Genomic DNA, 24495 nt, shown 5'->3' with positions numbered 1-24495 from the left:
CCCGGAAGCAGGGCCGTAGCAGTGGTCTATGGTGTAATTGGCAGCACGACTGATTCTGGTTCAGTTAGTCTAGGTTCGAGTCCTAGTAGACCAGCGAGTTCTCGCGAGAAAGCCGGAACAGACGCCGATTTGGAGTCTGGGAGGCCGATCGCTAGAGTTCCGCAGGTCGCAGTGAGACGAAGTCTCCGAGCGACATGCCCCCGTTGTGTAGCGGCCTAGCACGCCTGCCTCTCACGTAGGTAGCGCCGGTTCGAATCCGGTCGGGGGTACAGATTCAGGCCCGGTCCTCTGGACCGGGCCTGAATGCGTTTTTCCGGCCTAGGTCGCGCCGAGCCAGCCGAGCGCGCGGGCAGCCTGCACCGGGTGTGACGCTTGCAATATGCGCAGGCGCGCGGCGATGAGGTCGAACGGCGAGAACTCCCCGGCGACGCCCTCGATGAGATCTGCCAGGCGATCGGTCTCCTCATCGGAGTCGGCGATCGGCAGGATGTCGACCTCGATCGACCTCGATCGACCTCGATCGACCTCGATCGACATCGTCGCCGCGGCCGGAAGCTCGGACTCGTCGTAGGTGCCGAGGATGGACTGCGACCCGACGACGATCACCTCGGTCCGCTGGATGATCTGACATGCCGCGCGGATCGCGTGCTCGAGCTGGTCGCGCCGCATCAGCTCGCCTGTCGCAGTGCCTCGCGCCGCTGCTCGTCGGAGAGCAGCCCGGACAGTGGCGAGACCTCGCGCATCTCGATCGCGTCGAGGTCGAGTCCGGTGAGCACGCGGTGCAGGCCGGGCAGGTTGCCGTCGTCGATGAGCGCCTGCCACCGCGCCAGGTTCCGCTCATGCGGCTGGCCGGTCGTCCGTCGGCCGAGGTGCTCGAGGTTGCGCCGGATCGTCGGCGTCCACGCGGTGAGGCTCTCGCGGTCGAGGAGTGTCGACAGCCGGCGGTGCAGTTGCCACGAGCGGCGCTCGGACCGGGTCAGGCGGGGTGCTACGGCGCGTCGTACGATCTCGAGCCGGAAGCCCATGCAGGACAGGAGGCGGTCGAGCTGGTCGTCGCTCAGGTCGACCCTGCCGGAGAGGAAGCCGCTGATGCTCGGTTGGTGGACGCCGCTGAGTCGAGCCAGGTCGGACTGCGTGGTGCCCGTCCCGGTCATCACGTCGCGCAACACGTCGGAGCGCCTCGTCATGTTGCCAGCATAGCAAATTCTGCTATGGTGACGGCGGCGTCACGAGCCGTACCGCGCCGCCGCCGACTACTTCGCCGCCCGCGTCTTCGGCGCCGTCGGCTCCGTCCCCACGATCGCGAACACCGGCGCGGTCACCTTCTCCAGCGCCGCGACCGCGTCCGCGTGCCGCTCGGCGAGCTTGGCGACGACGCCGGCGAGCTCGGCCTGCGCCTCGGCGAGGGCGTGGACGGTGTCGGCGAGCTCGCGCTGGCGGACGATGAAGTCCTGGAGCGGCTGGGCGGTGGCGCCGGCGAGGCCGGTGACGGCGCCGGCCATGCCCGCGACGGCGCCGGCGAGCTCGCCGACCTGTTTCGCGAGCTCGTCGGGCTGGGTGACGCCGGTGACCGCGGTGTCGCGGACGGTCCGGAGCACGTCGGTGGTGAGCCTGAGCGCGGCCTGCTGCGACTTGATGAGCAGGTCGAAGGGGTTGGGAGCGTCCGCCATGGCGACAGCGTGGCAGAGCGGCGCGTCCGGCGGCAGACCCCGACGCGGGGAAGGCGCTTCACCGTCATGTCCGATTTCCGCGAGAGACTGTCGGTGGCGGCAGGCAGGATGGTGGGCATGGAGCAGACCGCGACCGCACCCGAGGTGCTCGACTTCGAGCGCTGCTACACCGCCGTCCAGTCGCGCGACCGCCGGTTCGACGGGGTGTTCTACACCGCGGTGCGCAGCACGGGCATCTACTGCCGCCCGTCCTGCCCCGCCCGCACGCCGGCCTCCCGCAACGTCTCGTTCCACCGGACGGCGGCTGCCGCGCAGGCCGCCGGCTACCGCGCCTGCAAGCGCTGCCTCCCCGACGCGACGCCCGGCAGCCCGGACTGGAACCTCGCCGCCACCGTCGCCGGCCGCGCGATGCGGCTGATCTCCGACGGCGTCGTCGACCGCGAGGGCGTCGAGGGGCTGGCGACGCGCCTCGGCTACACCTCACGCCACCTGTCGCGGCTGCTCACCACCGAGCTCGGCGCCGGGCCGCTCGCACTGGCCCGCACCCAACGGGCCCAGACCGCGCGGGCGCTCGTCGAGAGCACCACGCTCAGCCTCGCCGACGTCGCCTTCGCGGCAGGCTTCTCCAGCGTCCGGCAGTTCAACGACACGATGCTCGAGGTCTACGCCGCGACACCGAGCGAGCTGCGCGGCCGCCGCAACGGCGGGAAGGCCGAGGCCACCGGCGCGATCGAGCTCCGGATCGCCGTCCGCACGCCGTTCCGGGGGAGTGCGCTGCTCGACTTCCTCGCCGCGCGCGCGATCCCGGGCATCGAGGTGGCGGAGGTCCGCGCCGACGGCAGCGGCTGGTACGCACGCACACTCGACCTCCCGCACGGGCCGGGCGTCGCGCGCGTCGAGCTGGCCGACGTCGGCGGCGTCGGGTCGTCGTACGTGCCGCTACGGCTGACGCTCGACGACCTGCGCGACACGACGGCGGCGCTCGCCCGGATGCGCGCGCTGCTCGACGCCGACGCCGACCCGGTCGCCGTCGACAGCCACCTGGCGGCCGATCCGGTGCTGCGCCCCCTCGTCGAGCGACGCCCGGGGCTGCGCGTCCCCGGTCATGTCGACGGCGCCGAGATCGCCGTCCGGGCGGTGCTCGGGCAGCAGGTCACCGTCGTCGCGGCCCGTACGGCGGCCGCCCGGCTCGTCGCGTCCCACGGGCGGCCGATCGCCACCGCCACCGACGGACTGACCCACCTGTTCCCCGATGCCGCGACCATCGCGGCGATGAGCCCCGAGGACTTCAAGATGCCGCGTGCCCGCGGGCGGGCGCTGATCGGCATGTCCGCCGCGCTGGCCTCGGGCGAGCTCGTCCTCGACCGCGGGCCCGACCGTGCCGACCTGCGCCGCGCCCTGATCGCGCTGCCCGGCATCGGGCCGTGGACGGCCGACTACATCGCGCTCCGCGCGCTCGGGCACCCCGACATCTGGCTGCCGACCGACGTCGGCGTACGCAACGCCCTGGCCCGTCACGACGTGGCCGTCACCCCGGAGACGTGGGCGCCCTGGCGCTCCTACGCCCTCCTGCACCTGTGGACCTCGCTGGAAGGATGAGCACTGCCATGTGGATCGTCATCGAATCGCCCATCGGGCCGCTGCGTCTCGTCGAGGACGGCGGCGCGATCACCGCGATCGAGTTCTCGCCGTTCCGCGACGGCGTCCGGCCGCTCGGCGCCGAGGGCGTCGACCATCCGGTGCTCGCCGCCGCGGCGACGCAGCTCGCCGAGTACTTCGCCGGCGACCGCACCGAGTTCGACCTGCCGCTCCTCCCCGCGGGCAGCGCCTGGCAGCGCCAGGTGTGGGCGCAGCTGCTCGGCATCGGCTACGGCGAGACCGCGTCGTACGGCGAGATCGCGGCGCGGCTGGGCAAGACCAACGCCGCCTCGCGTGCCGTCGGCACGGCCAACGGCGCCAACCCGATCCCGATCGTGATCCCGTGTCACCGGGTGATCGGGGCCAACGGCACCCTCACCGGCTATGCCGGCGGCCTCGAGCGCAAGCAGCTGCTGCTCGACCTCGAGCGGGTGCCGGCGCAGGACGCCCTGTTCTAGGCAGTCTTCTCGGGAGGATCCGCCTACTCGGCGGCCGCACGGCGCAGCGACTCGGACAGCCGCTCGGCCGCCGCGAGCACCGCGGGCGCGTGCATCCGGCCGGGCTGGCGCGAGAGCCGCTCGAGCGGACCCGACACCGACACCGCGGCGATCACCTTGCCGCCAGGGGAGCGGACCGGGGCGGACACCGACGCCACGCCCTGCTCGCGCTCGCCGACCGACTGCGCCCAGCCGCGGCGGCGGATGGCGGAGAGCTCGGCGGCGGAGAAGGCGGAGTTCTGCAGGCCGCGGTGGATGCGCTCGGGGTCGTCCCAGGCGAGCAGCACCTGAGCCGCGGAGCCCGCGCGCATGGTGAGCTGGGAGCCGACCGGGATGGTGTCGCGCAGACCGGACGGGCGCTCGGCGGCGGCCACGCAGACGCGGTGGTCGCCCTGGCGGCGCCAGAGCTGGGCGGACTCGCCGGTGATGTCGCGCAGTCGCGCGAGCACCGGGCCGGCGGTGGCGAGGAGCCGGTCCTCGCCGGCCGCGGCGGAGAGCTCGGCCAGCCGCGGGCCGAGCACGAAGCGGCCCTGCATGTCGCGTGCCACCAGGCGGTGGTGCTCGAGCGCGACCGCCAGCCGGTGCGCGGTCGGTCGGGCCAGGCCGGTGCCTGCCACGAGTCCCGCCAAGGTGGCCGGGCCGGACTCCAGTGCCGTGAGCACCAGGGCCGCCTTGTCGAGAACGCCGACGCCGCTCGAGTTGTCCATATGGCAATACTGCCGTCTCGGATCCTGGGATGCAAGAGTAGGCTGCCAGTTGGTCGATGGCAGTGGTGCCGTCGACGACCCGAACGAGGAGGAGCGAGTCATGGGCAAGACCCTGGCGGAGAAGGTGTGGGACGAGCACGTCGTCCGTTCGACCCCGGGGGAGCCGGACCTCCTCTACATCGACCTTCACCTCATCCACGAGGTCACCAGCCCGCAGGCCTTCGACGGTCTGCGCCTGGCCGGACGCAAGGTACGCCGTCCCGACCTCACCCTCGCGACCGAGGACCACAACGTCCCCACGCTCGACTGGGACAAGCCGATCGCCGACCCGGTGAGCAAGACCCAGGTCGACACGCTGCGCAAGAACGCCGAGGAGTTCGGCGTCCGGCTGCACCCGCTCGGCGACGTCGAGCAGGGCATCGTCCACGTCGTCGGCCCGCAGCTGGGTCTCACCCAGCCCGGCATGACGATCGTCTGCGGTGACTCGCACACCAGCACCCACGGCGCCTTCGGCTCGATCGCCTTCGGCATCGGCACGTCCGAGGTCGAGCACGTGCTCGCCACGCAGACCCTGCCGCAGGCCAAGCCGAAGACGATGGCGGTCACCGTCAACGGCACGCTGCCCGACGGCGTGACGTCCAAGGACCTGATCCTCTACCTGATCGCGCAGACCGGCACCGGCGGCGGCCAGGGCTATATCGTCGAGTACCGCGGCCAGGCCATCGAGGAGCTCTCGATGGAGGGCCGGATGACGGTCTGCAACATGTCCATCGAGTGGGGCGCCAAGGCCGGCCTGATCGCTCCGGACCAGACCACCTTCGACTACATCGAGGGCAAGCCCGAGGCGCCGAAGGGCGCCGAGTGGGACGCCGCCGTCGCCCACTGGAAGACCCTCGTCACCGACGCCGACGCGACCTTCGACAAGGAGATCGTGATCGAGGCCGCCGACGTGACGCCGTTCGTCACCTGGGGCACCAACCCCGGCCAGGGCGTGCCGCTGGGCGCCAACGTCCCGAGCCCCGACGACTTCACCGACCCGACCGACAAGCTGGCGACCGAGAAGGCCCTGGAGTACATGGGTCTGACGGCCGGCACGCCGATGCGCGAGGTCAAGGTCGACACCGTCTTCGTCGGGTCCTGCACCAACGGCCGGATCGAGGACCTGCGCCTCGCCGCCGAGATCATCAAGGGCCACAAGGTCGCCGAGGGCACCCGCCTGCTCGTCGTCCCCGGCTCGGTGCGTGTGCGCCTGCAGGCGATCGAGGAGGGCCTCGACAAGGTCTTCATCGAGGCCGGCGCCGAGTGGCGCGGCGCGGGCTGCTCGATGTGCCTGGGCATGAACCCCGACACCCTCGCCCCGCAGGAGCGCAGCGCGTCGACGTCCAACCGCAACTTCGAGGGCCGGCAGGGCAAGGGTGGCCGCACCCACCTGGTGTCCGTGCCTGTCGCCGCCGCGACCGCCGTCCGCGGAACGCTGTCCTCGCCCGCCGACCTCGTGTCCGCCTCGGTCTGAAAGGGATCCCGATCATGGAGAAGTTCACCACCCACACCGGCGTCGGCGTCCCGCTGCGACGCAGCAACGTCGACACCGACCAGATCATCCCGGCGGTCTACCTCAAGCGGGTGACCCGCACCGGCTTCGAGGACGGCCTGTTCGCCGCGTGGCGCAACGACCCGGAGTTCGTGCTCAACCAGGAGCCCTACGCCGCGGGCTCCGTGCTCGTCGCCGGCCCCGACTTCGGCACCGGCTCCTCGCGCGAGCACGCCGTCTGGGCCCTGCAGAACTACGGATTCAAGGTCGTCCTCTCGGCCCGCTTCGCCGACATCTTCCGCGGAAACTCGGGCAAGGCCGGCCTGGTCGCGGGTCAGCTCGACGAGGACGTCGTCGAGAAGCTGCAGTCCTACCTGGAGGCCAACCCGGGTGCCGAGATCTCCGTCGACCTCGAGGCCCGCACGGTCAAGGCCGGCGACATCGAGGCCACCTTCCAGATCGACGACTACACGCGGTGGCGTCTGCTCGAGGGCCTCGACGACATCGGCATCACGCTCGGTCACGAGGCCGACATCGCGGCCTACGAGAATGGCCGGCCGAGCTGGAAGCCGGTCACCCAGCACGCCTGATTCCCTGCCCCGTAGGGGCAATGAGGGCACGCGAAAGGCGGCGCGGACATGCGAATGTCCGCGCCGCTTCGCTGTTGTCGCAGATCACGTCGAGCGCCCCGGAAAGGCCCGCAGGGTCGAGAAATGGCTCGAAATGGCCGAAATAGCGCTGATTTCGCGAAAAAAGACGCACGAACTCCGGCGTGGTGATTGTGAGTGTGTCCACTAGTGCCTAGCGTTCCCATGAAAGGACGGCTGGGCGAGGGCTCAGTCGCAAAGCCCCAGGGACGCCCAGCGGTGCGTTTCGAAAGGACAGGTAGTGAACAAGTCTCAGTTGATCGACACGCTGGCTGACCGGTTCGAGGGTAGCCGTAAGGACGCGGCCCATGCTCTCGATGCGGTTCTCGACACCATCACCCGCCAGGTCGCCAAGGGCGAGAAGGTCGCCATCACGGGCTTCGGCTCGTTCGAGAAGGCGGTCCGCAACGCGCGCTGGGTCCGCAACCCGCAGACCGGCGAGCGCGTGAAGACCAAGAAGAAGGCCGTTCCGAAGTTCAGCGCCGGCGCCGACCTGAAGAACGTCGTCTCCGGTGCCAAGAAGCTGGCCCCGCTCCCGAAGCCGGCCAAGAAGGCCGCCGCTCCGGCGAAGAAGGCCGCTGCTGCTGCGGCCGCTCCCGCCAAGAAGGCCGCTACCGCCGCCAAGAAGGCCGCCGCTCCCGCCAAGAAGGCCGCCACCGCTGCCAAGAAGGCTGCTCCGGCCAAGAAGGCTCCGGCCGCCAAGAAGGCCGCTCCGGCCAAGAAGGCTGCTCCCGCCAAGAAGGCTCCGGCCGCCAAGAAGGCCGCTCCGGCCAAGAAGGCTGCTCCCGCCAAGAAGGCTCCGGCCGCCAAGAAGGCTCCCGCCAAGAAGGCGCCGGCCAAGAAGGCCGCCAAGAAGGCCTGACGCCTTCTCGACCTCAGGATCGGGCCGTACTCCGCGAGGAGTGCGGCCCGTTCCGCATTTCGTCGACGACCCGCTGCGACGCGGCACCCAGCCCGAGCGCGATCGCCGCCGCCAGGCCGTCGGCGTCGTCGACGTCGCGGCGCAGGGTGGCGAGCTCGCCGGGCGCCGGCCGCGCACCCGCGGCGGCATGGGCGTTCGCGGAGTCGACGCCGAAGCGTGGGTCGAACTCGTCGAACGGGGCGGTGTAGAGCGAGGTTCCGGTGCCGTCGGCATCGCGCACGAAACAGGCCGTGGCGTCCGTTGCGGCGTACGACAGGGCCTCGGCCAGGTCATCGGGCCGCAGGGCCGGGAGATCGGCGCACAGGGCCACGGGGCGCAGCTCCGGCCGCAGACGTCGTACAACGTCGGCGCCGTGGCGCAGCGCCGCGTTGAGACCGCCGCCCGGATCGGCCGACGTCTCGGCGCCGTGCGCGGCCAGTGTCGCCGCGAACCCGGCGTCGTCGCTGATCACCAGAACGCCCGCCACGCCGGGCGTCCGCAGGCACGCGTCGACCGCGTCGACGGCGAAGGCGGCAGCAAGAGCGGCGCGCTCGGCATCGGTCAGCGTGGTCAGTCGCGACTTGCCGGTGCCGGGTGACTTCACCGGCAGCAGCACGGCGAAGCCGCCCTCTCGCGTGAACACCCCTGAATCCTCCCAGGCAAACAATGTCGTGCCCCGAGGTGGTCGGGATCACCGACGGGTAGCCTGCATCCTCGTGACGGTTCGGAAGTTGCACGAGAAGCGGGGCTGGGCCTTCAACATCGCGGTGCCCATCATCAAGCCCACGCTGCTCGCGACGACGCGGCGCGCGTGGATCGGCGGCGAGAACATCCCCGAGTCCGGTGGATTCATCATCGCCCTCAACCACATCTCGCACGTCGACCCACTGATGGCCGCCCACCTCGTCTACGACCACGGCTACAAGCCGCGCTATCTCGCGAAGTCGGGACTCTTCGACAACTTGGCGCTCGGTTTCTTCCTTCGCGCCGCCGGCCAGATTCCCGTCAAGCGCGAGACCAAGGACGCCGTGGGCGCCTACGCGGCCGCGGTCGACGCCGTACGGTCGGGGCAGTGCGTGGTGATCTATCCCGAGGCGACGATCACGCGAGATCCCGACATGTGGCCGATGAAGGGCAAGTCCGGCGCCGCCCGGATCGCGCTCGAGACCGGCTGCCCGGTCATCCCGGTCGGCCAGTGGGGCGCACACGAGATCCTGGCGCCGTACACGAAGAACCCGCACCTGGTGCCGCGCCACCGGGTGACGATGCGCGTCGGCCCGCCGGTGCCGCTCGACGACCTGCGCGCCAAGGAGCGGACGATCGCGGTCGTCAACGAGGCGACCGAGCGGATCATGACCGCCATCACCCACGAGCTCGAGCTGGTGCGGGGCGAGAAGGCGCCGTCGGAGCGGTATGACATGGCGGTGCACGGGGATCGGTTCAAGAAGAAGAAGGCGGGCTGAATGGGCAACAAGGTCGCGGTGCTCGGCGCCGGCTCCTGGGGGACGGCGTTCTCGATCGTGCTGGCCGACGCCGGCAACGACGTCAGCGTCTGGGCGCGCCGCGAGGAGATCGCCGCCTCGATCAACGAGCGGCACGAGAACGTCGACTACCTGCCGGGCATCGAGCTGCCGCGCACGATCACCGCCACCCACGACCCCGAGCGCGCGCTCGCGGGCGCCGACGTCGTCGTCCTGGCCGTGCCGTCCCAGTCGCTGCGCGAGAACCTCCCGACCTTCCTGCCGTTCGTCGACAAGGACGCCGTCTTCGTCTCGCTGATGAAGGGTGTCGAGCTCGGCACCCTCAAGCGGATGTCGGAGGTCGTCGCCGAGGTCGGCGACATCGGCGCCCACCGGATCGCCGTCGTCAGCGGCCCCAACCTGGCCCGCGAGATCGCGCGGCGCGAGCCGGCCGCCTCCGTCGTCGCGTGCGCCGACGAGAACGTCGCCAACATGCTGCAGGAGCGCGTCCACTCGCCGGCCTTCCGGCCCTACACCAGCGTCGACGTCCTCGGCTGCGAGTTCGGGGGCGCCTACAAGAACGTCGTCGCGCTGTGCGTCGGCATGGCCGTCGGGCTCGGCTTCGGCGACAACACGACGGCGTCGCTGATCACCCGCGGACTCGCCGAGACCGCGCGACTCGCGATGAACCAGGGCGCCAACCCGCTCACGCTGATGGGCCTCGCCGGCCTCGGCGACCTCGTCGCCACCTGCTCCTCGCCGCTCTCGCGCAACCGCACCTTCGGCGAGAAGCTCGGCCAGGGCCTGACCGTCGAGCAGATCTACGCCTCGACCCGCCAGGTCGCGGAGGGCGCCAAGTCGTGCTCGTCGCTGCGCGCCCTGGCCGCGCGGACCGGCGTCGAGGCGCCGATCGTCGACGCCGTCGACGAGGTCGTGCAGGGCGCACTGACGACCGAGCAGCTGATGGAGGCGTTCATCAGCCGCGACACGAAGGCCGAGCTCAGCTAGCCCGAGTTTCCGTAGGTCACGCGTTCACGCGGTCGAGCGCCTGCGCGAGGTCGTCCCAGAGGTCGTCGACGTCCTCGATGCCGACCGAGAGCCGCACCAGCCCGTCGGGGATGGTCGCGGCCTCGAGCTTCCAGCGACGGCGGCGCTCGAGGGTCGACTCCACGCCGCCCAGCGAGGTGGCGTGGACCCACAGCGACGTCGCCCGTACGACGAAGTCGCCGGCGTCCGCGCCGCCCGCCAGCACCGCCGAGACGATCGCGCCGAAGCCCGGGTAGCGCACCTCCTCGACCGCCGGGTGGTCGGCGAGGCGTCGGGCGAGCTCGGTGGCGTTGGCGGCCGCGCGCTCCAGCCGCACGTGCAGGGTCCGCAGGCCGCGCAGCGCCAGCCACGTCTCGAACGGCCCCGGTACGGCGCCCGCCAGGTCGCGGCGTCCCTTGAGCGCGTCGTAGACCTCATCGTCGCCGACCACGATCGCGCCCATCAGCACGTCGCTGTGACCGGCGATGTACTTGGTCGCGGAGTGGATGACGATGTCGGCGCCCTGCGCCAGCGGCTGCTGGAGGAGGGGAGTGGCGAAGGTGTTGTCGACGACGACGCGGATGCCGAGCCCGTGCGCGGCGGCCGTCAAGGTCGGGATGTCGGCGATCTCGAGGGCGGGGTTGGTGGGCGACTCGATCCAGAGCAGCGCGCAGTCCTCGTCGGCCTCCATCGCGGCGATCACCGCGGCGGAGTCGGCGATGTCGACGAGCGTGGCGTGCAGCCGGCCGCGGGACTCGCCGTCGGCCAGCGCGGCCACGGTGCCGCTGTAGGAATGGCGCGGCGCGACGATGCCGCCGCCGTTGCCGACCAGGTCGAGGATCGTGGTGATCGCGGCCATCCCGGACGCGAACGCCAGCGCCCGGCCGCCCTCGAGCGCGCCGAGTGCGTCCTCGAAAGCCGTCCATGTCGGGTTGCCGTAGCGGCCGTACTCCAGCTCGCCCGTCGCGACGTACGTCGAGGTGAGCGTCACCGGCACGTTGAGTGGCTCGTCGGGCTCGTGGGCGGGGCGCCCCGCCGTCACGGCGACGGTGGCGGGACGGAGCGGTCGGGGTGCGGACTCGGGACCGGTCATGTCCCAAAGGTAGGGTCATCCGCGATGAACGCTCCTACCGGCCGCCGTGTCCGTGTCGCTGTCGTCTTCGGCGGCCGCTCCAGTGAGCACGCCATCTCGTGCGTGACCGCGGGGAGCGTCCTGCAGGCCATCGACCGCGACAAGTACGACGTCGTCCCGATCGGCATCGCGACCGACGGACGCTGGGTGCTCGAGGCCGACGACCCGCAGCGGCACCGGATCACCGGCCCGGGGCAGCTCCCGTCGGTCGACGGCGACCGCGCCCCGGTGAGCCTGGCGCACACCGGCGCCGGCACCGACCTGGTCGTCAGCGACCCGTCGGAGACGCCGCGCGCGTTGGGCGAGGTGGACGTGGTCTTCCCGCTGCTGCACGGCCCCTGGGGCGAGGACGGCACCATCCAGGGCCTGTTCGAGATGTCCGACGTCCGCTATGTCGGCTCCGGCGTGCTCGCCTCGGCCGTCAGCATGGACAAGGCGTTCATGAAGGTCGTGCTCAAGGACGCCGGCCTGCCGGTCATGCCGAGCGAGACCGTCACCGCGCGCCAGTGGGCCGCCGACCCGCAGGCGGTGCGCGAGCGCGTCGCCGTCCTCGGGTATCCGCTGTTCGTGAAGCCTGCCCGCGGCGGCTCGAGCATCGGCATCGCCAAGGCCCACACGCCCGACGAGATCGACGCAGCCATCGAGGGCGCGCTCGCGCACGACCCGAAGGTCCTCGTCGAGGTGTCGGCCGAGGGCGCGCGCGAGGTCGAGTGCGGCGTCCTGGAGGCGCTCGACGGCGGCGTCGACACCAGCCTGCCCGCGGAGATCCGGATCACCGGCGAGCACGAGTTCTACGACTTCGAGGCGAAGTACCTCCCCGAGGAGCACACCGAGCTCGACGTCCCGGCGATCCTGCCCGACGGCGTCCAGGAGCGGATGCGGGCGATGGCGGCGGAGGCGTTCACCGCCGTCGGCTGCGAGGGTCTGGCGCGGGTCGACTTCTTCCTGATGCCCGACGGCTCGCTCGTCGTCAACGAGCTCAACACGATGCCGGGCTTCACCCCGCTGTCGATGTTCCCGCAGATGTGGGCCGCGACCGGCCTCGAGTACGGCGCGCTGGTCGACCGGCTGCTCACGCTCGCGCTGCAGCGCGGCACCGGCCTGCGCTGACCTGCGCTGATCTGCGCTGATATGGGCTAGTCGCAGGCCTCGACCAGGGTGAGGTGCTTCTTGATGAGGGGCGCCAGCACCGACATCGCGGCGGCGACCGCGTTGGGGCGGTACTTCGCGGGGATCGACACCTCCACGCGCGGGCGGTAGCCGGCGGCGTAGAGCGTGACGTCGGAGCTCTGGTCGGTGTACTGCGCATCGGGGATGTAGTAGCCGACACCGTTGGCCTGCTCGCACGAGGAGGCCAGCCCGAAGCCCTTCGGCTTGGGCACGCCGCAGCGGACGATGATCGCCGGGTCGCCGTACGCCGCCGCGGGGGCCGACTTCGGCTCGATCTCGACCTGCTTCTGCTCGGCGAGGGTCGCGGGCAGCTCGGCGGCGAAGTCGTCGCAGGTGGCCTGATCGGTCGCCGAGAGCTTCGGCAGGTCGATCTCGACCGCGCCGCCGCAGGCGGACAGCAGGAACGGCAGCGCGATCGCGGCCGCCACCGGCGCGAGCCGCCGGCGGCGGGGAACGGGCATGCTCAGATGTGGACGACGGGGCAGGTCAGCGTGCGGGTGATGCCCTCGAGGTTCTGCACCTTCGAGACGACCAGCTTGCCCAGCTCGTCGACGTTGCGAGCCTCGGCGCGCACGATCACGTCGTAGGGGCCGGTGACGTCCTCGGCGAGCGTGACGCCCGCGATCTGGCCGACCTCGTGGGCCACCTCAGCGGCCTTGCCGACGTCGGTCTGGATGAGGATGTAGGCCTGAACCACCATGGGTTTGCTCCCCTCGAAGTGACTGCCGATTGCCTCAACCTACCGCGCAGAGGCACGGGAACAGAACTCCTTGGACGTCCTACCTACTCGCGGGTACACCGGTCAGGTCTGATGGGATGGGGCCATGGCTGATGCGATCGACCAGAGCACGACGGTGGCGGACCTCGGGGAGTTCGGGCTGATCGACCGGATCGCCGGGGTCGTCGGCGCGACCGCCCCGGGCGAGGACGTCCTCGTCGGGCCCGGCGACGACGCCGCCGTCCTGCGGGTGCGCAAGGGCCACGTCGTGGTCTCCACGGACGTCATGGTCGAGGGCCGCCACTTCCGTCGCGACTGGGCGGAGGCCGCCGACGTGGGCCACCGGGCCGCCGCGCAGAACCTCTCCGACATCAACGCGATGGGCGGTCGCGCCCAGTGGCTGACCGTCGGCCTCGCCGCCCCGGCCGACCTGCCCGCCCAGTGGGCGCTCGACTTCACCCGGGGCTTCGCCGAGGAGTGCGCCGCCGTCGGCGCCGGCCTCGTCGGCGGCGACATCAGCCGCGCCGACCAGGTCGTCATCTCGGTCACCGTCATCGGCGCCTGCTCGGTCTCGCCGGTGCTGCGCTCCGGCGCCGCGCCCGGCGACGTGGTCGCGCTGTGCGGCCGGCAGGGGTGGGCGGCCGGCGGGCTCGCCGTCCTGGGCCGGGGGTTCCGGTCGCCGCGCGTGCTGGTCGAGGCCTACCGCCGCCCCGAGCCGCCGTACGGCGCCGGGCCGGTCGCCGCGGAGGCCGGCGCCACCGCCATGATCGACGTCTCCGACGGCCTGCTCGCCGAGGCCCGCCACCTCGCCGAGGCCTCCGGCGTCAGCCTCGACATCGAGGCGGGCGCCTTCGCGGTGCCGGAGCCGTTGATCGCGGTGGGCCAGGCGCTCGGCGCCGACCCGCTGCAGTTCATCCTCGGCGGGGGAGACGACCATGCCCTGCTCGCGACCTTCCCGGCCGGCGTCGCGCTGCCCGAGGGCTGGTCGCGGATCGGCACCGTCGGCGCCCGCGGCGAGCTGCCGGTCACCGTCGACGGCGCGGCCTACGAGGGCCCGACGGGCTGGACGCACTTCTAGCCCCTGGAACGACGAAGGCCGCCACCCGGGCGGGTGGCGGCCTTCGGCAGAGGACTCAGTGAGTCGTCAGCGCGTGACCTTGCCGGCCTTGATGCAGCCGGTGCACACGTTGAGGCGCTTGGGGGTGCCGTTGACGACGGCGCGCACGCGCTGGATGTTGGGGTCGAAGCGGCGCTTGGTGATCTTGCGCGACCACGGCCGGTTGTTGCCGAAGGTCGGCTTCTTGTCGCAGATGTCGCACACGGCGGCCATGGCGTTTCACTCCTGGGAGATTGCGGATGGTTCCAAGTTCACATACCCGCGCGCAGAAGGCGCTTCGGGCAACCGGACGAGAATAGCCGACCGGGCCGTATCGGCCGAAATCGACGCTGTTCCTCTAGGGTGACACTCGATGGACGAGGGTACGGCGCGCGAGGAGGCCCAGGCGGCCGGACCGGGGCGGAGCGGCATCGCGCTCGAGTCCGTCGTGCGCTTCGTCGACATCGCCGTCGACGCGCTCGCGGAGGCCCGCGAGGAGGTCGACGCCCTCAACGTCTACCCGGTCCCCGACGGCGACACGGGCACCAACATGTACCTCACCGTGGTCGCCGCCCGCGACGCGATGCGTGCCGCTCTCGGCGACGCCGAGGGGCCGGTGACCACGGCGCCGCTGTCGGCGATGGCCCGCGGGGCGCTGCTCGGGGCCCGCGGCAACTCGGGCGTCATCCTCAGCGAGATGCTCGGCGCCGCCGCCCGCCGGATCGCGGCCGCGACGCCCGGCGAGCGCAATGCCGTGGTGATGGCGGAGGCGCTGCGCCACGCGTCCGAGGCGAGCTATGCCGCGGTGGGGGAGCCCGTCGAGGGGACCATGCTCACCGTGATGCGGGCCGCGGCCGACGCCGGCATGAGCGCCGCGAAGGCCGACGACGGGCGCAGCAGCGACGTCCTCACCGCCGCCGCGGCCGCCGCGCGCGAGGCGCTCGGCCACACGCCCGAGCAGCTCGCCGTCCTGGCCCAGGCCGGCGTCGTCGACGCCGGCGGGCGCGGGGTGTCGGTGATCCTCGACGCCGCCGAGACGGTGCTGACCGGACGCCGGCCGATCCCGGTCACCGCGCCGCTCGGCAGCCACGTCATCCCCGTCCCGCACCTCGCGCCCGACGGCGACGAGCTCAGCGCCGACGGCCCGGCGTACGAGGTGATGTACCTCCTCGACACCGACGACGAGGCGGCGCCGACCCTGCGCGAGCGGCTCGGCGAGCTCGGCGACTCGGTCGTCGTGGTCGGCCGCGAGGGCCTGTGGAACGTCCACGTCCACACCGACGACGTCGGGGCCGCGATCGAGGCCGGTCTCGAGATCGGGCGCCCGCACCGGATCCGCGTCACCCACTTCGCCGAGCAGATCGCGGCGGCCGAGGTCGTCGCGCTGGCCGGACGACGGGTGGTCGCGGTCGCCGCCGGAGCCGGTCTCGCCGCGCTCTTCGAGGAGGCCGGCGCGGTCGTCGTCCGCGGCGGCCCGGGACGCCGTCCGTCCACCGGTGAGCTGATCGAGGCGATCACGGCCTGCGGCGCCAAGGAGGTCGTCGTCCTGCCCAACGACGAGCCGACCGTCCGCGCCGCGCTCGCCGCCGCCAGCACCGCCGAGGCCGACCACGGCGCCCGCGGGCTGCGCGTGGCGGTGATCCCCACCTACACGCAGGTCCAGGGCCTGGCCGCGGTCGCGGTCCACGAGCCGGGCCGCGCCTTCGACCAGGACGTCACCGAGATGACGGCGACCGCCCGCCACGTCCGGCACGGCGCGGTCACCATCGCGGCCCGCCAGGCGATGACCATGGCCGGGCCGTGCGAGCCCGGCGACGCGCTCGGCGTCATCGCCGGCGACTTCGCGGTGGTAGGCGAGGAGCTGGGCGCCGTGGCGCTCGTCGTCCTCGACCGGCTGCTCGCCGCCGGCGGCGAGCTGGTGACGCTCGTCAGCGGCGCCGAGGGCGGCGATCTGGCCGACCGCGCCACCGCCTGGGTCGAGGAGTTCCATCCCCATGTCGACGTCGTGGTGTACGACGGTGGCCAGGAGCGGTACCCGCTCCTGATGTCCGTCGAATGAGGCTCGGGTGGCAATCAACTTCCAATCGTCCGTGACCACGGTGCTCGGTCGCACGACCCCGGCGAAGCGCAAGCGCCTCGCCGAGGGGCTCGGCATCGAGACCGTCGGCGACCTGCTGCGGCACTTCCCGCGCCGCTATCTCGAGACCGGCTCGCTGACCCGGATCGACAACCTGCGCATCGGCCAGCTGCTGTGCGTCGTCGGCGAGATCGCCGAGTGCGAGATCAAGACCTACAAGGACCGCCGCACCAACCGGCCGGCCTACCGCGTCGAGGCGGTGCTGCGCACCGGTGGCCCCCCGCTGAAGATGACCTTCTTCGCGAAGAACCAGAACACCGCCCACTGGCACGCCCGCCGCGTCGCGCAGGGCAACCGCGGCGTGTTCCTCGGGAAGGCCGACCGGTTCCGCGACCAGTGGCAGCTGGTCAACCCGGCGATGACGATCTTCGGCATGAGCGACGACGAGGACGACGCCGGCGTCGGGGACGTCCTCGACTTCGGTCCGCTCTTCCCGATCTACCCGCTCACCAAGGGCGTCGAGACCTGGGACATCGCCCGCGCGGTCACCTTCGCCCGCCAGGTGATGGAGCCGGTCGCCGAGCTGCTGCCCGACCCGCTGCGCGAGGAGTACGACGTCCTCGGCATCCAGCAGGCCTACGACTGGGTCCACCAGCCCGACGACCGCGACCAGGTGGCGCAGGCGCACCACCGGTTCCGGTTCGAGGAGGCGCTGATCACCCAGCTCGTGCTCGGCCGGCGTCGCCGCGCGCGGCAGGCCGAGGGGGCGACCGCGCGGACCGGGGGAGCGGGCGCCGTCCTGGCGGCCTTCGACGAGCGGCTGCCCTTCGAGCTGACCGCCGGCCAGGTCGAGGTCGGCAAGCAGATCGAGGCCGACCTGGCCCAGCCGCACCCGATGAACCGGCTGCTCCAGGGCGAGGTCGGCTCCGGCAAGACGCTGGTCGCGCTGCGGGCGATGCTGCGCGTCGTCGACTCCGGCGGCCAGGCGGCGCTGCTCGCGCCGACGGAGGTCCTCGCGCAGCAGCACTACCGCTCGATCGCGACCATGCTCGGCGACCTCGGCGAGGGCGGCACCATCTTCGGATCGGGCGAGGGCACGCGCGTCGAGCTGCTCACCGGCTCGATGAACAAGGCGCAGCGCACCGGCCCGCTCTCGCGGATCGCCAGCGGCGAGGCGGGCATCGTCATCGGCACCCACGCCCTGCTGCAGGACAACGTCTTCTTCGCCGACCTCGGCCTGGTCGTCGTCGACGAGCAGCACCGCTTCGGCGTCGAGCAGCGGGCCGCGCTCACCGACAAGGCCGCGGCGCCGCCGCACCTGCTCGTGATGACCGCGACCCCGATCCCGCGCACCGTCGCGATGACCGTCTTCGGCGACCTCGAGACCTCGACCCTGAGCGAGCTGCCCGCGGGCCGGGCGCCGATCCAGACCAATGTCGTCCCGCTCGCCGAGCACCCCGGGTGGGTGGCGCGGATCTGGGAGCGGATCCGCGAGGAGGTCGGCAAGGGCCACCAGGTCTACGTCGTCTGTCCGCGGATCACCGGCGACGAGCTCGAGGCCGGGGAGAGGGACGCCGTCGACCTGCCACGCGACGACGACGATCCCGACGCGCCCGCGCCCAAGCCGCCCGCCGCCGCGGTCGAGGACATGATCGCCCGGCTCGCCGAGGGCCCCCTCGACGGCCTGCGCCTCGGCCGGCTGCACGGCCGCCTGCCGGCCGACGAGAAGGACGCCACCATGCGCGCCTTCGCCGCCGGCGACCTCGACGTCCTCATCTCCACCACCGTGATCGAGGTCGGCGTCGACGTCGCCAATGCGACCACGATGGTCATCCTCGACGCCGACCGGTTCGGCATCTCCCAGCTCCACCAGCTGCGCGGCCGGGTCGGCCGCGGCGGCCTCCCCGGCCTGTGCCTGCTGGTCAGCCACGCCGAGGCCGAGTCGCCGTCGCGGGAGCGGCTCGACGCGGTCGCGTCGACCACCGACGGCTTCGTGCTGAGCCGGGTCGACCTCGAGATGCGCCGCGAGGGCGACGTGCTCGGCGCCTCGCAGGCCGGTGGCCGCTCCAGCCTCGAGAACCTGCGGGTGCTGCGCGACGAGGACACCATCGTCGCCGCCCGGCACGCCGCCGAGGGCCTGCTCGACGTCGACGCCGAGCTCGGGCAGGCGCCCGGCCTGGCCGACGCCGTACGCGCGCTCGAGCAGTCGCAGCTCGCCGAGTTCGTGGACAAGTCGTGACCCGCATCATCGCCGGACGGGCCGGCGGACGACGCCTGCAGACGCCCAAGGGCGACCAGACCCGGCCGACCAGCGACCGGGTCCGCGAGGCTCTGTTCTCGGCGATCGAGGCGTGGGCCGGCTCGCTGCACGGGCTGCGCTTCCTCGACCTGTACGCCGGCTCCGGCGCGATCGGACTCGAGGCCTGGTCGCGCGGGGCCGACGCGGTCACGCTCGTCGAGGCCGACCGCCGCACGGCCGAGCTGATCCGGGGCAACGCCCGCGCGATCGGCTGCGACGTCGCCGACGTGGTGGCGCGGTCGGTCACGTCGGCTCTCTCGGCCGGCGCCCCGGCGCCGTTCGACGTGGTGTTCTCGGACCCGCCCTACCCACTCGACGACGACACGATCGCTGACGATCTGGCGCTCCTCTCGGCGCAGGGATGGCTGGCCGAGGGGGCTCTCGTCATCGTGGAGCGCTCCCGCCGCAGCGCCGAGCCGATGTGGCCCCGCGGCCTCGAGCCGCTGGCCGGCAAGCGCCGCCTGAAGAAGTACGGGGAGACCCACCTCTGGCTCGCCGAGGCGAGCAGCCCCGATAGCCTCGCCCCATGACCCGCGCGGTGTGCCCCGGCTCCTTCGACCCGGTCACGAACGGCCACGTCGACATCTTCCGCCGGGCCGCCGGCCTCTTCGACGAGCTGATCGTGGCGACCGGCACCAACATCTCCAAGTCGCGTCTCTTCGACCCCGAGGAGCGCCTGGAGATGCTGCGCGAGGCGTGCGCCGACCTGCCGAACGTCACCGTGATGGGCTTCACCGGCCTGATCGTCGACTTCTGCAAGCAGGTCGGGGCGCACGCGGTCGTGAAGGGCCTGCGCGGCGGCAACGACTACGAGTACGAGCTGCCGATGGCGCAGATGAACGCCCACCTGGCCGGCGTCGAGACGATCTTCATCCCGACCACCGCGAGCCTGGGGTATGTATCGTCGAGCCTGGTCAAGGAGGTCGCCTCGCTCGGCGGCGACGTCTCCGCGCTGGTGCCCCCGGCGGTGCTCTCCCGGCTCACGACGCGCCTGGGCGAGCGGGCCTGACACGCTGTGGGCGGCCCCGGAGTTGGCCGTCCACCACCCGCCCCTCTAACATTGGACCGATCTGTTGTGCCCGGACCTGGAAGTGAACCCCTGAACAACCTGGACCCGAGAGCGCCGCTCGTGCTCGACACTCGCGAGCTCGGACGCCGCCCGGGGTCCCAGCGTCAGGTGTCGCGGACAGTTCCGGCACCAGCAGATCTGGGCATCGAAGTCCTCTCCGTCCCCGAGGGCGCGCCGGTCGAGCTCGACCTGCGCCTGGAGGCGGTCATGGAAGGCGTGCTCGTCACGGGCTCGGCCTCGGCCGTGCTGCAGGGCGAGTGCGTGCGGTGCCTGGAGCCGATCAGTGACGACCTCACCGTGACGTTCCAGGAGCTGTTCGTCTACGACGACATCCGTGACACCGAGGGAGCCGAGGAGGACGACGAGGTCAGCATGCTCCAGGACGACCTGCTCGACCTGGAGACCGTGCTGCGGGACGCGGTGGTGCTCGCACTGCCGTTCCAGCCGCTGTGCCAGGACGACTGTCCCGGGTTGTGCCCCGAGTGCGGGGTGCGGCTCGCCGACGAGCCGGACCACACGCACGAGGCTGCGATCGACCCGCGCTGGGCGGCGCTGACCGAGCTCCAGCAGGACCCCAAGGACTGAGCGCGACGAGGCGTCGCGCACAACGATCAAGGAGAAGACAGTGGCTGTTCCGAAGCGGAAGATGTCGCGCAGCAACACGCGGCACCGTCGCTCGCAGTGGAAGGCTGTCGCCCCGGTGCTGGTCACCTGCGCGAACCCCGCGTGCGGTGCCAAGCACCTCCCGCACCGCGCCTGCGGCACCTGCGGCCAGTACGGCGCGCGCGCCGACCGCCGCCAGGTTCTCTGAGCCCTTCCACCTCCGACGTCAGGTCAGCGGCATCAGCGCCTACGACGAGCTGCGCCGAGCGCTCGGGGATCCGATCCTGGACCCCGAGCTGCTCGAGCGCGCGCTGACGCATCGCTCCTACGCCTACGAGAACGGTGGTCTTCCGACCAACGAGAGGCTGGAGTTCCTCGGTGACTCGGTGCTCGGCGTCGTGGTCACCGAGACGCTGTACCTGACCCACCCCGACCTCTCCGAGGGTCGGCTGGCCAAGCTCCGCGCGGCCGTCGTCAACGCCCGCGCGCTGGCCGGCGTCGCCCGCGACATCGGCCTCGGCACCCACATCAAGCTGGGGCGCGGTGAAGAGGCCACCGGCGGTCGCGACAAGGCGTCGATCCTGTCCGACACGGTCGAGGCCGTGATCGGTGCGGTCCACCTCAGCGGCGGCGGCATCGTGACCTCCGCCGAGGTCGTGCACCGCCTGTTCGACCCGCTCATCGAGGCCGCCTCGGCGCTCGGCGCGGGCCTGGACTGGAAGACCTCGCTCCAGGAGCTCGCGGCCGACCAGAGCCTCGGCGTCCCGGAGTACGTGATCGAGGACGACGGTCCCGACCACATGAAGACCTTCACCGCGCAGGTGCGGGTCGGCGACAAGCTCTACGGCAACGGCACCGGCCGCTCCAAGAAGGAGGCCGAGCAGGGCGCCGCCGAGACCGCCTTCGGCGAGATCGCCGCCGCCCTGGGCCTCGACGCCCACGGCCGGTCGGTCACCTCGGGCAGCTAGTGCCCGAGCTTCCCGAGGTCGAGGTCGTCCGCGCCGGCCTCGAGCGCCACGTCGTCGGCGCGACCATCAGTGCCGTCGACGTCCTGCACGAACGTCCGGTACGACGCCACCCCAGCGGCGCGCTCGGCTTCGCCGCCGCGCTGACCGGCCGCCGGATCGAGGGCGCCCGTCGCCGCGGCAAGTACCTGTGGCTGCCCCTCGACAACGGGGATGCCGTGCTCGGCCACCTCGGCATGAGCGGCCAGCTGCTGGTGCAGCCGCCCGCCGCGCCGCTCGAGCGCCATCTGCGCGTCCGCTTCGTCCTCGACGGCGCGGCCGAGGGGCGCGAGCTGCGCTTCGTCGACCAGCGGATGTTCGGCGGCCTGTCCGTCTCCGTCGGCGGCGCCGAGCTGCCGCACGAGATCGCGCACATCGCGCGCGACCCGCTCGACCCGGAGTTCGACGACGACGCCTTCGTGGCGCGGCTGCGCCGCCGTACCTCGGGGGTCAAGCGGCTGCTCCTCGACCAGGGCCTGATCTCCGGCGTCGGCAACATCTACGCCGACGAGTCGCTGTGGCGCGCCCGGCTGCACGGCGAGCGTCGCGGCGACCGACTGACCCGCGCCCAGGCCGTCGAGCTGCTCGGCCACGCCCGCGCCGTGATGGGCGAGGCGCTCGCGCAGGGCGGGACGTCGTTCGACGCGCTGTACGTCAACGTCAACGGCGAGTCGGGCTACTTCGACCGTTCGCTGCACGCCTACGGGCGCGAGGACGAGCCCTGCGACCGGTGCGGTACGACGATCCGCCGGGTCGCCTTCATGAACCGCTCGTCGTACTACTGCCCGACGTGCCAGCCGGCGCCGCGACGGAGGGTGGCCTCGCGCGTTTGACCCTGGCCGTGGTAAGTGGGACTCTTGGAGACGGCCCCCCATCGGGCCGACACCCGTCGAACCGGAAGGCTCAACTTCATGGCCAAGGCGCTGATCGGCCACCTGAACAGCGACCTCCGCGACCCCCGTCTCGCCCTCGAGAACGCTCGACTGCGCAACCGGGTCGCTGAGCTGGAGTCCCTCGTCCTCCGCCTCTCGGAGGAGAACGACAAGCTGATGTCGGCCCGCGCGGCCGAGATCCTGACCGGCGACGCGCAGGAGATGCAGCCGGCCTGACGGACTCCGACGACGAGCTCCCGTCGTCGCCCCAGGTGCACCCACCCCCAGTAACGGACCACCCCCGCCCGTGTGGCGTCGGGTGGTCCGAGTGCGTTCGGGGCCTGTGGATGAGCTCGGCACGGATCCGCGAACTCGTGCAGGGTTGCCGTCACCTGCTGTCGCATCGGGCGACGGCGTGTGAAAGTGGGGGCGTTGGATGTGGCGAAGCTGTCGAGGAGCGGAGAGGTCCGGATGTCCGTCCTGCCAGAGCTACCGTGGCCGAGTCGCACGGAGTATGTGCCGATGTCGCTCGACGACTTCCTGGCGCTCCGGGACCGGCCGAAGGCCGAATACGTCGACGGGCAGGCGATCGTGAGCCCCCCGGCGTCCAGCTTCCACAACGACATCCAGCGCCGCCTGGCCAACCGGATCGAGGCCGACCTCGTGCCGGAGGTGCATGTCCGCGTCGATGCCGGCTGGCGCCACGCCGACCGCCTCCGGGTGCCCGACATCGCGGTGTTCGAGGCCAAGGAGGATCTCGTCTACGACGACCACCTCCCGATCCTCGTCGTCGAGGTCGTCTCGCCGAGCACCGCGAGCGAGGACACGGTCCGCAAGGCGGGGGAGTACCAGAGCGCCGGCATTGCGCAGTACTGGATCGTCGACCGCGACCACCGCACGCTGACGATCTTCGGCAACGACGGCCGGGGCTGGCAGCAGCTGCTCGCGCTCGACGACGACCACCCCTTCGGCGGCATCGACGTGGGTGAGTGGGGCGAGGTGTCGATCGACCTGAGCGAGCTCTTCGGCTGACTCGCCATCGAGTGGCGCCCGTCGCGCCCGGTGACTAACGTCTCGACCTTGTGAGCCGGGTCATCGAAGCAGTCGCGCCGGCGCGGCTCGGACCCGGGTTCCGGCGGCTGATGGTGTCGGCCTGGTTCAGCAACCTGGGCGACGGGATCGCGCTCGCGGCGGGGCCGCTGCTGGTGGCCTCGCAGACCCGTTCGCCGGGGCTGGTGTCGATGGCGATGTTGCTCGTGGGGCTGCCGTGGCTGCTGTTCGGGCTGCTCGCCGGGGCGGTGGCCGACCGGGTCGACCGGCTGCGGATGGTGGTGGTCGCCAACCTGCTGCGCTGCGCGGTGCTGGCGGTGCTGTGCGCGACGATCCTGACCGGGGCGGTCGACATCGCGCTGGTGCTCGGCGCGATGTTCGTGCTCGGCACGGCCGAGGTGTTCGCCGACACCGCCTACCGGACCTTCCTCCCGATGCTCGTCGACAAGGCCGACCTCGGCATCGCCAACGCGCGGCTGCAGGCGGGGTTCATCACGCTCAACCAGTTCGCGGGCGCCCCGATCGGCGCGGCGCTGTTCGCGGTCGGGATGGCGGTGCCCTTCGGCGCCGAGATCGTCTGCGGGCTGCTGGGCGTCATCCTGGCGACCCGGATCGCGCTGCCGCCCGGACCGGTCCGGGAGGACGTCGACACCCACGTCCTGCGCGACATCGGCGACGGCGTCCGCTGGCTGATGGGCCACGCCGCGATCCGCACGCTGGCGCTGGTGATCGTCACGTTCAACATCACCTGGGCGGCGTCCTGGTCGATGCTGGTGCTCTACTCGCTCGACGTCCTGCACATGGGCCCGGTCGGCTACGGCCTCCTCACCACCGCGTCGGCCGCCGGCGGGCTGGTCGGCACCTTCCTCTACGGCTGGCTGGAGCGGCACGTCCCGCTGGCGACGCTGATGCGCGCCTGCCTGGTGCTCGAGGTCCTCATGCACCTGGCTTTCGCGCTCACCCGGGTGCCGTGGATCGCGGTGCTCATCATGTTCGGCTTCGGGGTCTACGCCTTCGCGTGGGGGACGCTCTCGCAGGCGGTCCGGCAGCGGGCGGTGCCGACGGCGTACCAGGGGCGGGTCGGGTCGGTCTACAGCGTGGCGATCTTCGGCGGCACGGTCATCGGCAGCGGGCTGGGCGGCCTGATCGCCGAGCACGGGGGCGTGCTGGCGCCGTTCTGGTTCGCGTTCGGCGGATCGGCGCTCACGCTGGCGCTGGTCTGGCGCCAGCTCGGGCACATCGCCCATGCCGACGTCGACACTCGGGTGCACGGTTCCGTCGCCCCCGCGGGGTAGCCTGAGGCCTGCCGAGCTTCCCCCGCGTCGGAA

General features: G+C 72.0%; 29 protein-coding genes and 2 tRNA genes. 22 read left to right on the top strand and 9 right to left on the bottom strand.

Translation table 11 applies throughout. The features are described from left to right. The first annotated feature begins 22 nt into the window (after positions 1–22). Together AB4880_RS19070 and AB4880_RS19065 are read left to right on the top strand one after the other, a co-directional pair. Positions 23–94: transfer RNA gene (locus AB4880_RS19070), tRNA-Gln, on the top strand. Between the two features lie 102 nt (positions 95–196). Beyond that, a tRNA-Glu gene (locus AB4880_RS19065) sits at positions 197–269 on the top strand. Positions 270–318: 49 nt separating this feature from the next. On the opposite strand, the gene AB4880_RS19060 is transcribed toward AB4880_RS19065, so the two are convergent. From AB4880_RS19060 to AB4880_RS19050, 3 genes are all read right to left on the bottom strand, one after another. Then, a complete protein-coding gene (locus AB4880_RS19060; RefSeq protein ID WP_367920803.1) occupies positions 319–606 on the bottom strand; it encodes a hypothetical protein in 288 nt (95 codons plus the stop codon). Between the two features lie 62 nt (positions 607–668). Continuing rightward, the gene (locus AB4880_RS19055; RefSeq protein WP_367920802.1) at positions 669–1187 is read right to left on the bottom strand and encodes an XRE family transcriptional regulator; all 519 of its coding nucleotides are present in this window, start codon (positions 1185–1187) and stop codon (positions 669–671) included. 66 nt (positions 1188–1253) lie between these two features. Next, complete coding sequence (locus AB4880_RS19050; protein ID WP_367920801.1) at positions 1254–1670, bottom strand: hypothetical protein; 417 nt, start codon at positions 1668–1670, stop codon at positions 1254–1256. A 117-nt stretch (positions 1671–1787) separates the two neighbouring features. On the opposite strand from AB4880_RS19050, the gene AB4880_RS19045 reads away from it, so the two are divergent. Both AB4880_RS19045 and AB4880_RS19040 read left to right on the top strand, forming a co-directional pair. Beyond that, positions 1788–3269 carry an AlkA N-terminal domain-containing protein gene (locus AB4880_RS19045; protein ID WP_367920800.1) on the top strand — a complete coding sequence of 494 codons (1482 nt, stop codon included), beginning with the start codon at positions 1788–1790 and terminating at the stop codon, positions 3267–3269. Further along, entirely contained in the window at positions 3266–3766 is a 501-nt protein-coding gene (locus tag AB4880_RS19040) for a methylated-DNA--[protein]-cysteine S-methyltransferase (RefSeq protein WP_367920799.1), read from the top strand. Before AB4880_RS19045 ends, AB4880_RS19040 begins: the two co-directional genes overlap by 4 nt. 23 nt (positions 3767–3789) lie before the next feature. Here AB4880_RS19040 and AB4880_RS19035 read toward each other — a convergent pair whose 3' ends face one another. Further along, a complete protein-coding gene (locus tag AB4880_RS19035) occupies positions 3790–4512 on the bottom strand; it encodes an IclR family transcriptional regulator (RefSeq protein ID WP_038680330.1) in 723 nt (240 codons plus the stop codon). Positions 4513–4612: 100 nt separating this feature from the next. Between AB4880_RS19035 and leuC the strand changes: the two genes are divergently transcribed. The 3 genes from leuC to AB4880_RS19020 all read left to right on the top strand — a co-directional run bounded on the left by leuC (position 4613) and on the right by AB4880_RS19020 (position 7552). Then, complete coding sequence (gene leuC, locus AB4880_RS19030) at positions 4613–6025, top strand: 3-isopropylmalate dehydratase large subunit (RefSeq protein WP_367920798.1); 1413 nt, start codon at positions 4613–4615, stop codon at positions 6023–6025. Between the two features lie 14 nt (positions 6026–6039). After that, positions 6040–6633: a 3-isopropylmalate dehydratase small subunit gene (gene leuD / locus AB4880_RS19025; RefSeq protein ID WP_367920797.1), complete on the top strand. Its 594-nt coding sequence runs from the start codon at positions 6040–6042 to the stop codon at positions 6631–6633. A gap of 298 nt (positions 6634–6931) precedes the next feature. Then, positions 6932–7552 carry an HU family DNA-binding protein gene (locus AB4880_RS19020; RefSeq protein ID WP_367920796.1) on the top strand — a complete coding sequence of 207 codons (621 nt, stop codon included), beginning with the start codon at positions 6932–6934 and terminating at the stop codon, positions 7550–7552. Between the two features lie 13 nt (positions 7553–7565). On the opposite strand, the gene cofC is transcribed toward AB4880_RS19020, so the two are convergent. Next, positions 7566–8234 carry a 2-phospho-L-lactate guanylyltransferase gene (cofC, locus tag AB4880_RS19015; protein WP_367920795.1) on the bottom strand — a complete coding sequence of 223 codons (669 nt, stop codon included), beginning with the start codon at positions 8232–8234 and terminating at the stop codon, positions 7566–7568. A gap of 73 nt (positions 8235–8307) precedes the next feature. Between cofC and AB4880_RS19010 the strand changes: the two genes are divergently transcribed. Then, positions 8308–9054, top strand: coding sequence for a lysophospholipid acyltransferase family protein (locus AB4880_RS19010; RefSeq protein ID WP_367920794.1), 747 nt, complete (start codon positions 8308–8310; stop codon positions 9052–9054). Continuing rightward, positions 9055–10059 (top strand): NAD(P)H-dependent glycerol-3-phosphate dehydrogenase, encoded by a 1005-nt coding sequence (locus AB4880_RS19005; RefSeq protein WP_367920793.1) that lies wholly within the window; start codon positions 9055–9057, stop codon positions 10057–10059. Between the two features lie 16 nt (positions 10060–10075). Here the strand turns inward: AB4880_RS19005 and AB4880_RS19000 are convergent, their stop codons facing one another. Then, positions 10076–11170, bottom strand: a complete 1095-nt coding sequence (locus AB4880_RS19000) for a trans-sulfuration enzyme family protein (RefSeq protein WP_367920792.1) — start codon at positions 11168–11170, stop codon at positions 10076–10078. Between the two features lie 24 nt (positions 11171–11194). Between AB4880_RS19000 and AB4880_RS18995 the strand changes: the two genes are divergently transcribed. Then, on the top strand, positions 11195–12319 hold the full coding sequence (locus AB4880_RS18995) for a D-alanine--D-alanine ligase family protein (protein WP_367920791.1): 1125 nt from the start codon (positions 11195–11197) through the stop codon (positions 12317–12319). A gap of 26 nt (positions 12320–12345) precedes the next feature. Here AB4880_RS18995 and AB4880_RS18990 read toward each other — a convergent pair whose 3' ends face one another. Together AB4880_RS18990 and AB4880_RS18985 are read right to left on the bottom strand one after the other, a co-directional pair. Further along, positions 12346–12840 carry a DUF3515 domain-containing protein gene (locus AB4880_RS18990; protein ID WP_367920790.1) on the bottom strand — a complete coding sequence of 165 codons (495 nt, stop codon included), beginning with the start codon at positions 12838–12840 and terminating at the stop codon, positions 12346–12348. A 2-nt stretch (positions 12841–12842) separates the two neighbouring features. Then, on the bottom strand, positions 12843–13079 hold the full coding sequence (locus AB4880_RS18985; protein WP_437440509.1) for an Lrp/AsnC family transcriptional regulator: 237 nt from the start codon (positions 13077–13079) through the stop codon (positions 12843–12845). Between the two features lie 124 nt (positions 13080–13203). Here AB4880_RS18985 and AB4880_RS18980 point away from each other — a divergent pair, with 124 nt between their 5' ends. Further along, positions 13204–14175: a thiamine-phosphate kinase gene (locus AB4880_RS18980; protein ID WP_367920789.1), complete on the top strand. Its 972-nt coding sequence runs from the start codon at positions 13204–13206 to the stop codon at positions 14173–14175. Positions 14176–14241: 66 nt separating this feature from the next. On the opposite strand, the gene rpmB is transcribed toward AB4880_RS18980, so the two are convergent. Next, entirely contained in the window at positions 14242–14427 is a 186-nt protein-coding gene (gene rpmB, locus AB4880_RS18975; protein ID WP_038680308.1) for a 50S ribosomal protein L28, read from the bottom strand. Between the two features lie 139 nt (positions 14428–14566). Between rpmB and AB4880_RS18970 the strand changes: the two genes are divergently transcribed. From AB4880_RS18970 to AB4880_RS18920, 11 genes are all read left to right on the top strand, one after another. Beyond that, positions 14567–16252 carry a DAK2 domain-containing protein gene (locus tag AB4880_RS18970; protein WP_367920788.1) on the top strand — a complete coding sequence of 562 codons (1686 nt, stop codon included), beginning with the start codon at positions 14567–14569 and terminating at the stop codon, positions 16250–16252. Positions 16253–16259: 7 nt separating this feature from the next. Next, positions 16260–18509 (top strand): ATP-dependent DNA helicase RecG, encoded by a 2250-nt coding sequence (locus AB4880_RS18965; protein WP_367920787.1) that lies wholly within the window; start codon positions 16260–16262, stop codon positions 18507–18509. Beyond that, positions 18506–19099 (top strand): 16S rRNA (guanine(966)-N(2))-methyltransferase RsmD, encoded by a 594-nt coding sequence (gene rsmD / locus AB4880_RS18960; RefSeq protein WP_367920786.1) that lies wholly within the window; start codon positions 18506–18508, stop codon positions 19097–19099. Before AB4880_RS18965 ends, rsmD begins: the two co-directional genes overlap by 4 nt. Next, positions 19096–19578, top strand: a complete 483-nt coding sequence (gene coaD / locus AB4880_RS18955; RefSeq protein ID WP_367920785.1) for a pantetheine-phosphate adenylyltransferase — start codon at positions 19096–19098, stop codon at positions 19576–19578. The genes rsmD and coaD overlap by 4 nt, the downstream gene beginning before the upstream one ends. A 120-nt stretch (positions 19579–19698) precedes the next feature. Then, positions 19699–20223 carry a YceD family protein gene (locus AB4880_RS18950; protein WP_367920784.1) on the top strand — a complete coding sequence of 175 codons (525 nt, stop codon included), beginning with the start codon at positions 19699–19701 and terminating at the stop codon, positions 20221–20223. A gap of 40 nt (positions 20224–20263) precedes the next feature. Continuing rightward, entirely contained in the window at positions 20264–20449 is a 186-nt protein-coding gene (gene rpmF, locus AB4880_RS18945; protein ID WP_141006753.1) for a 50S ribosomal protein L32, read from the top strand. After that, positions 20370–21209 carry a ribonuclease III gene (gene rnc, locus AB4880_RS18940; RefSeq protein WP_379228329.1) on the top strand — a complete coding sequence of 280 codons (840 nt, stop codon included), beginning with the start codon at positions 20370–20372 and terminating at the stop codon, positions 21207–21209. Before rpmF ends, rnc begins: the two co-directional genes overlap by 80 nt. Continuing rightward, positions 21209–22078 carry a bifunctional DNA-formamidopyrimidine glycosylase/DNA-(apurinic or apyrimidinic site) lyase gene (gene mutM, locus AB4880_RS18935; protein WP_367920783.1) on the top strand — a complete coding sequence of 290 codons (870 nt, stop codon included), beginning with the start codon at positions 21209–21211 and terminating at the stop codon, positions 22076–22078. Before rnc ends, mutM begins: the two co-directional genes overlap by 1 nt. A 78-nt stretch (positions 22079–22156) precedes the next feature. After that, positions 22157–22354, top strand: a complete 198-nt coding sequence (locus tag AB4880_RS18930) for a hypothetical protein (RefSeq protein ID WP_367920782.1) — start codon at positions 22157–22159, stop codon at positions 22352–22354. A 285-nt stretch (positions 22355–22639) separates the two neighbouring features. Then, positions 22640–23149: a Uma2 family endonuclease gene (locus AB4880_RS18925; protein WP_367920781.1), complete on the top strand. Its 510-nt coding sequence runs from the start codon at positions 22640–22642 to the stop codon at positions 23147–23149. A gap of 50 nt (positions 23150–23199) precedes the next feature. Next, a complete protein-coding gene (locus AB4880_RS18920) occupies positions 23200–24462 on the top strand; it encodes an MFS transporter (RefSeq protein WP_367920780.1) in 1263 nt (420 codons plus the stop codon). Positions 24463–24495 lie beyond the last annotated feature (33 nt).

The sequence above is a fragment of the Nocardioides ginsengisoli genome (assembly GCF_039537225.1).
Lineage (GTDB): Bacteria > Actinomycetota > Actinomycetes > Propionibacteriales > Nocardioidaceae > Nocardioides > Nocardioides ginsengisoli.
This window is presented reverse-complemented; position numbering and strand designations above follow the sequence as displayed.

What these genes read in the sequence shown, in the direction of transcription:
- AB4880_RS19045 (WP_367920800.1), top strand. Translation starts at nt 1,788, where the DNA reads ATGGAGCAGACCGCGACCGCACCCGAGGTGCTCGACTTCGAGCGCTGC.
- AB4880_RS18925 (WP_367920781.1), top strand. Translation starts at nt 22,640, where the DNA reads ATGTCGCTCGACGACTTCCTGGCGCTCCGGGACCGGCCGAAGGCCGAA.
- AB4880_RS18930 (WP_367920782.1), top strand. Translation starts at nt 22,157, where the DNA reads ATGGCCAAGGCGCTGATCGGCCACCTGAACAGCGACCTCCGCGACCCC.
- leuC (WP_367920798.1), top strand. Translation starts at nt 4,613, where the DNA reads ATGGGCAAGACCCTGGCGGAGAAGGTGTGGGACGAGCACGTCGTCCGT.
- AB4880_RS18980 (WP_367920789.1), top strand. Translation starts at nt 13,204, where the DNA reads ATGGCTGATGCGATCGACCAGAGCACGACGGTGGCGGACCTCGGGGAG.
- AB4880_RS18990 (WP_367920790.1), bottom strand. Translation starts at nt 12,840, where the DNA reads ATGCCCGTTCCCCGCCGCCGGCGGCTCGCGCCGGTGGCGGCCGCGATC.
- AB4880_RS19035 (WP_038680330.1), bottom strand. Translation starts at nt 4,512, where the DNA reads ATGGACAACTCGAGCGGCGTCGGCGTTCTCGACAAGGCGGCCCTGGTG.
- rpmB (WP_038680308.1), bottom strand. Translation starts at nt 14,427, where the DNA reads ATGGCCGCCGTGTGCGACATCTGCGACAAGAAGCCGACCTTCGGCAAC.
- AB4880_RS18995 (WP_367920791.1), top strand. Translation starts at nt 11,195, where the DNA reads ATGAACGCTCCTACCGGCCGCCGTGTCCGTGTCGCTGTCGTCTTCGGC.
- AB4880_RS18985 (WP_437440509.1), bottom strand. Translation starts at nt 13,079, where the DNA reads ATGGTGGTTCAGGCCTACATCCTCATCCAGACCGACGTCGGCAAGGCC.
- AB4880_RS19040 (WP_367920799.1), top strand. Translation starts at nt 3,266, where the DNA reads ATGAGCACTGCCATGTGGATCGTCATCGAATCGCCCATCGGGCCGCTG.
- AB4880_RS19055 (WP_367920802.1), bottom strand. Translation starts at nt 1,187, where the DNA reads ATGACGAGGCGCTCCGACGTGTTGCGCGACGTGATGACCGGGACGGGC.
- AB4880_RS19000 (WP_367920792.1), bottom strand. Translation starts at nt 11,170, where the DNA reads ATGACCGGTCCCGAGTCCGCACCCCGACCGCTCCGTCCCGCCACCGTC.
- AB4880_RS19005 (WP_367920793.1), top strand. Translation starts at nt 9,055, where the DNA reads ATGGGCAACAAGGTCGCGGTGCTCGGCGCCGGCTCCTGGGGGACGGCG.
- AB4880_RS18970 (WP_367920788.1), top strand. Translation starts at nt 14,567, where the DNA reads ATGGACGAGGGTACGGCGCGCGAGGAGGCCCAGGCGGCCGGACCGGGG.
- coaD (WP_367920785.1), top strand. Translation starts at nt 19,096, where the DNA reads ATGACCCGCGCGGTGTGCCCCGGCTCCTTCGACCCGGTCACGAACGGC.
- leuD (WP_367920797.1), top strand. Translation starts at nt 6,040, where the DNA reads ATGGAGAAGTTCACCACCCACACCGGCGTCGGCGTCCCGCTGCGACGC.
- AB4880_RS19050 (WP_367920801.1), bottom strand. Translation starts at nt 1,670, where the DNA reads ATGGCGGACGCTCCCAACCCCTTCGACCTGCTCATCAAGTCGCAGCAG.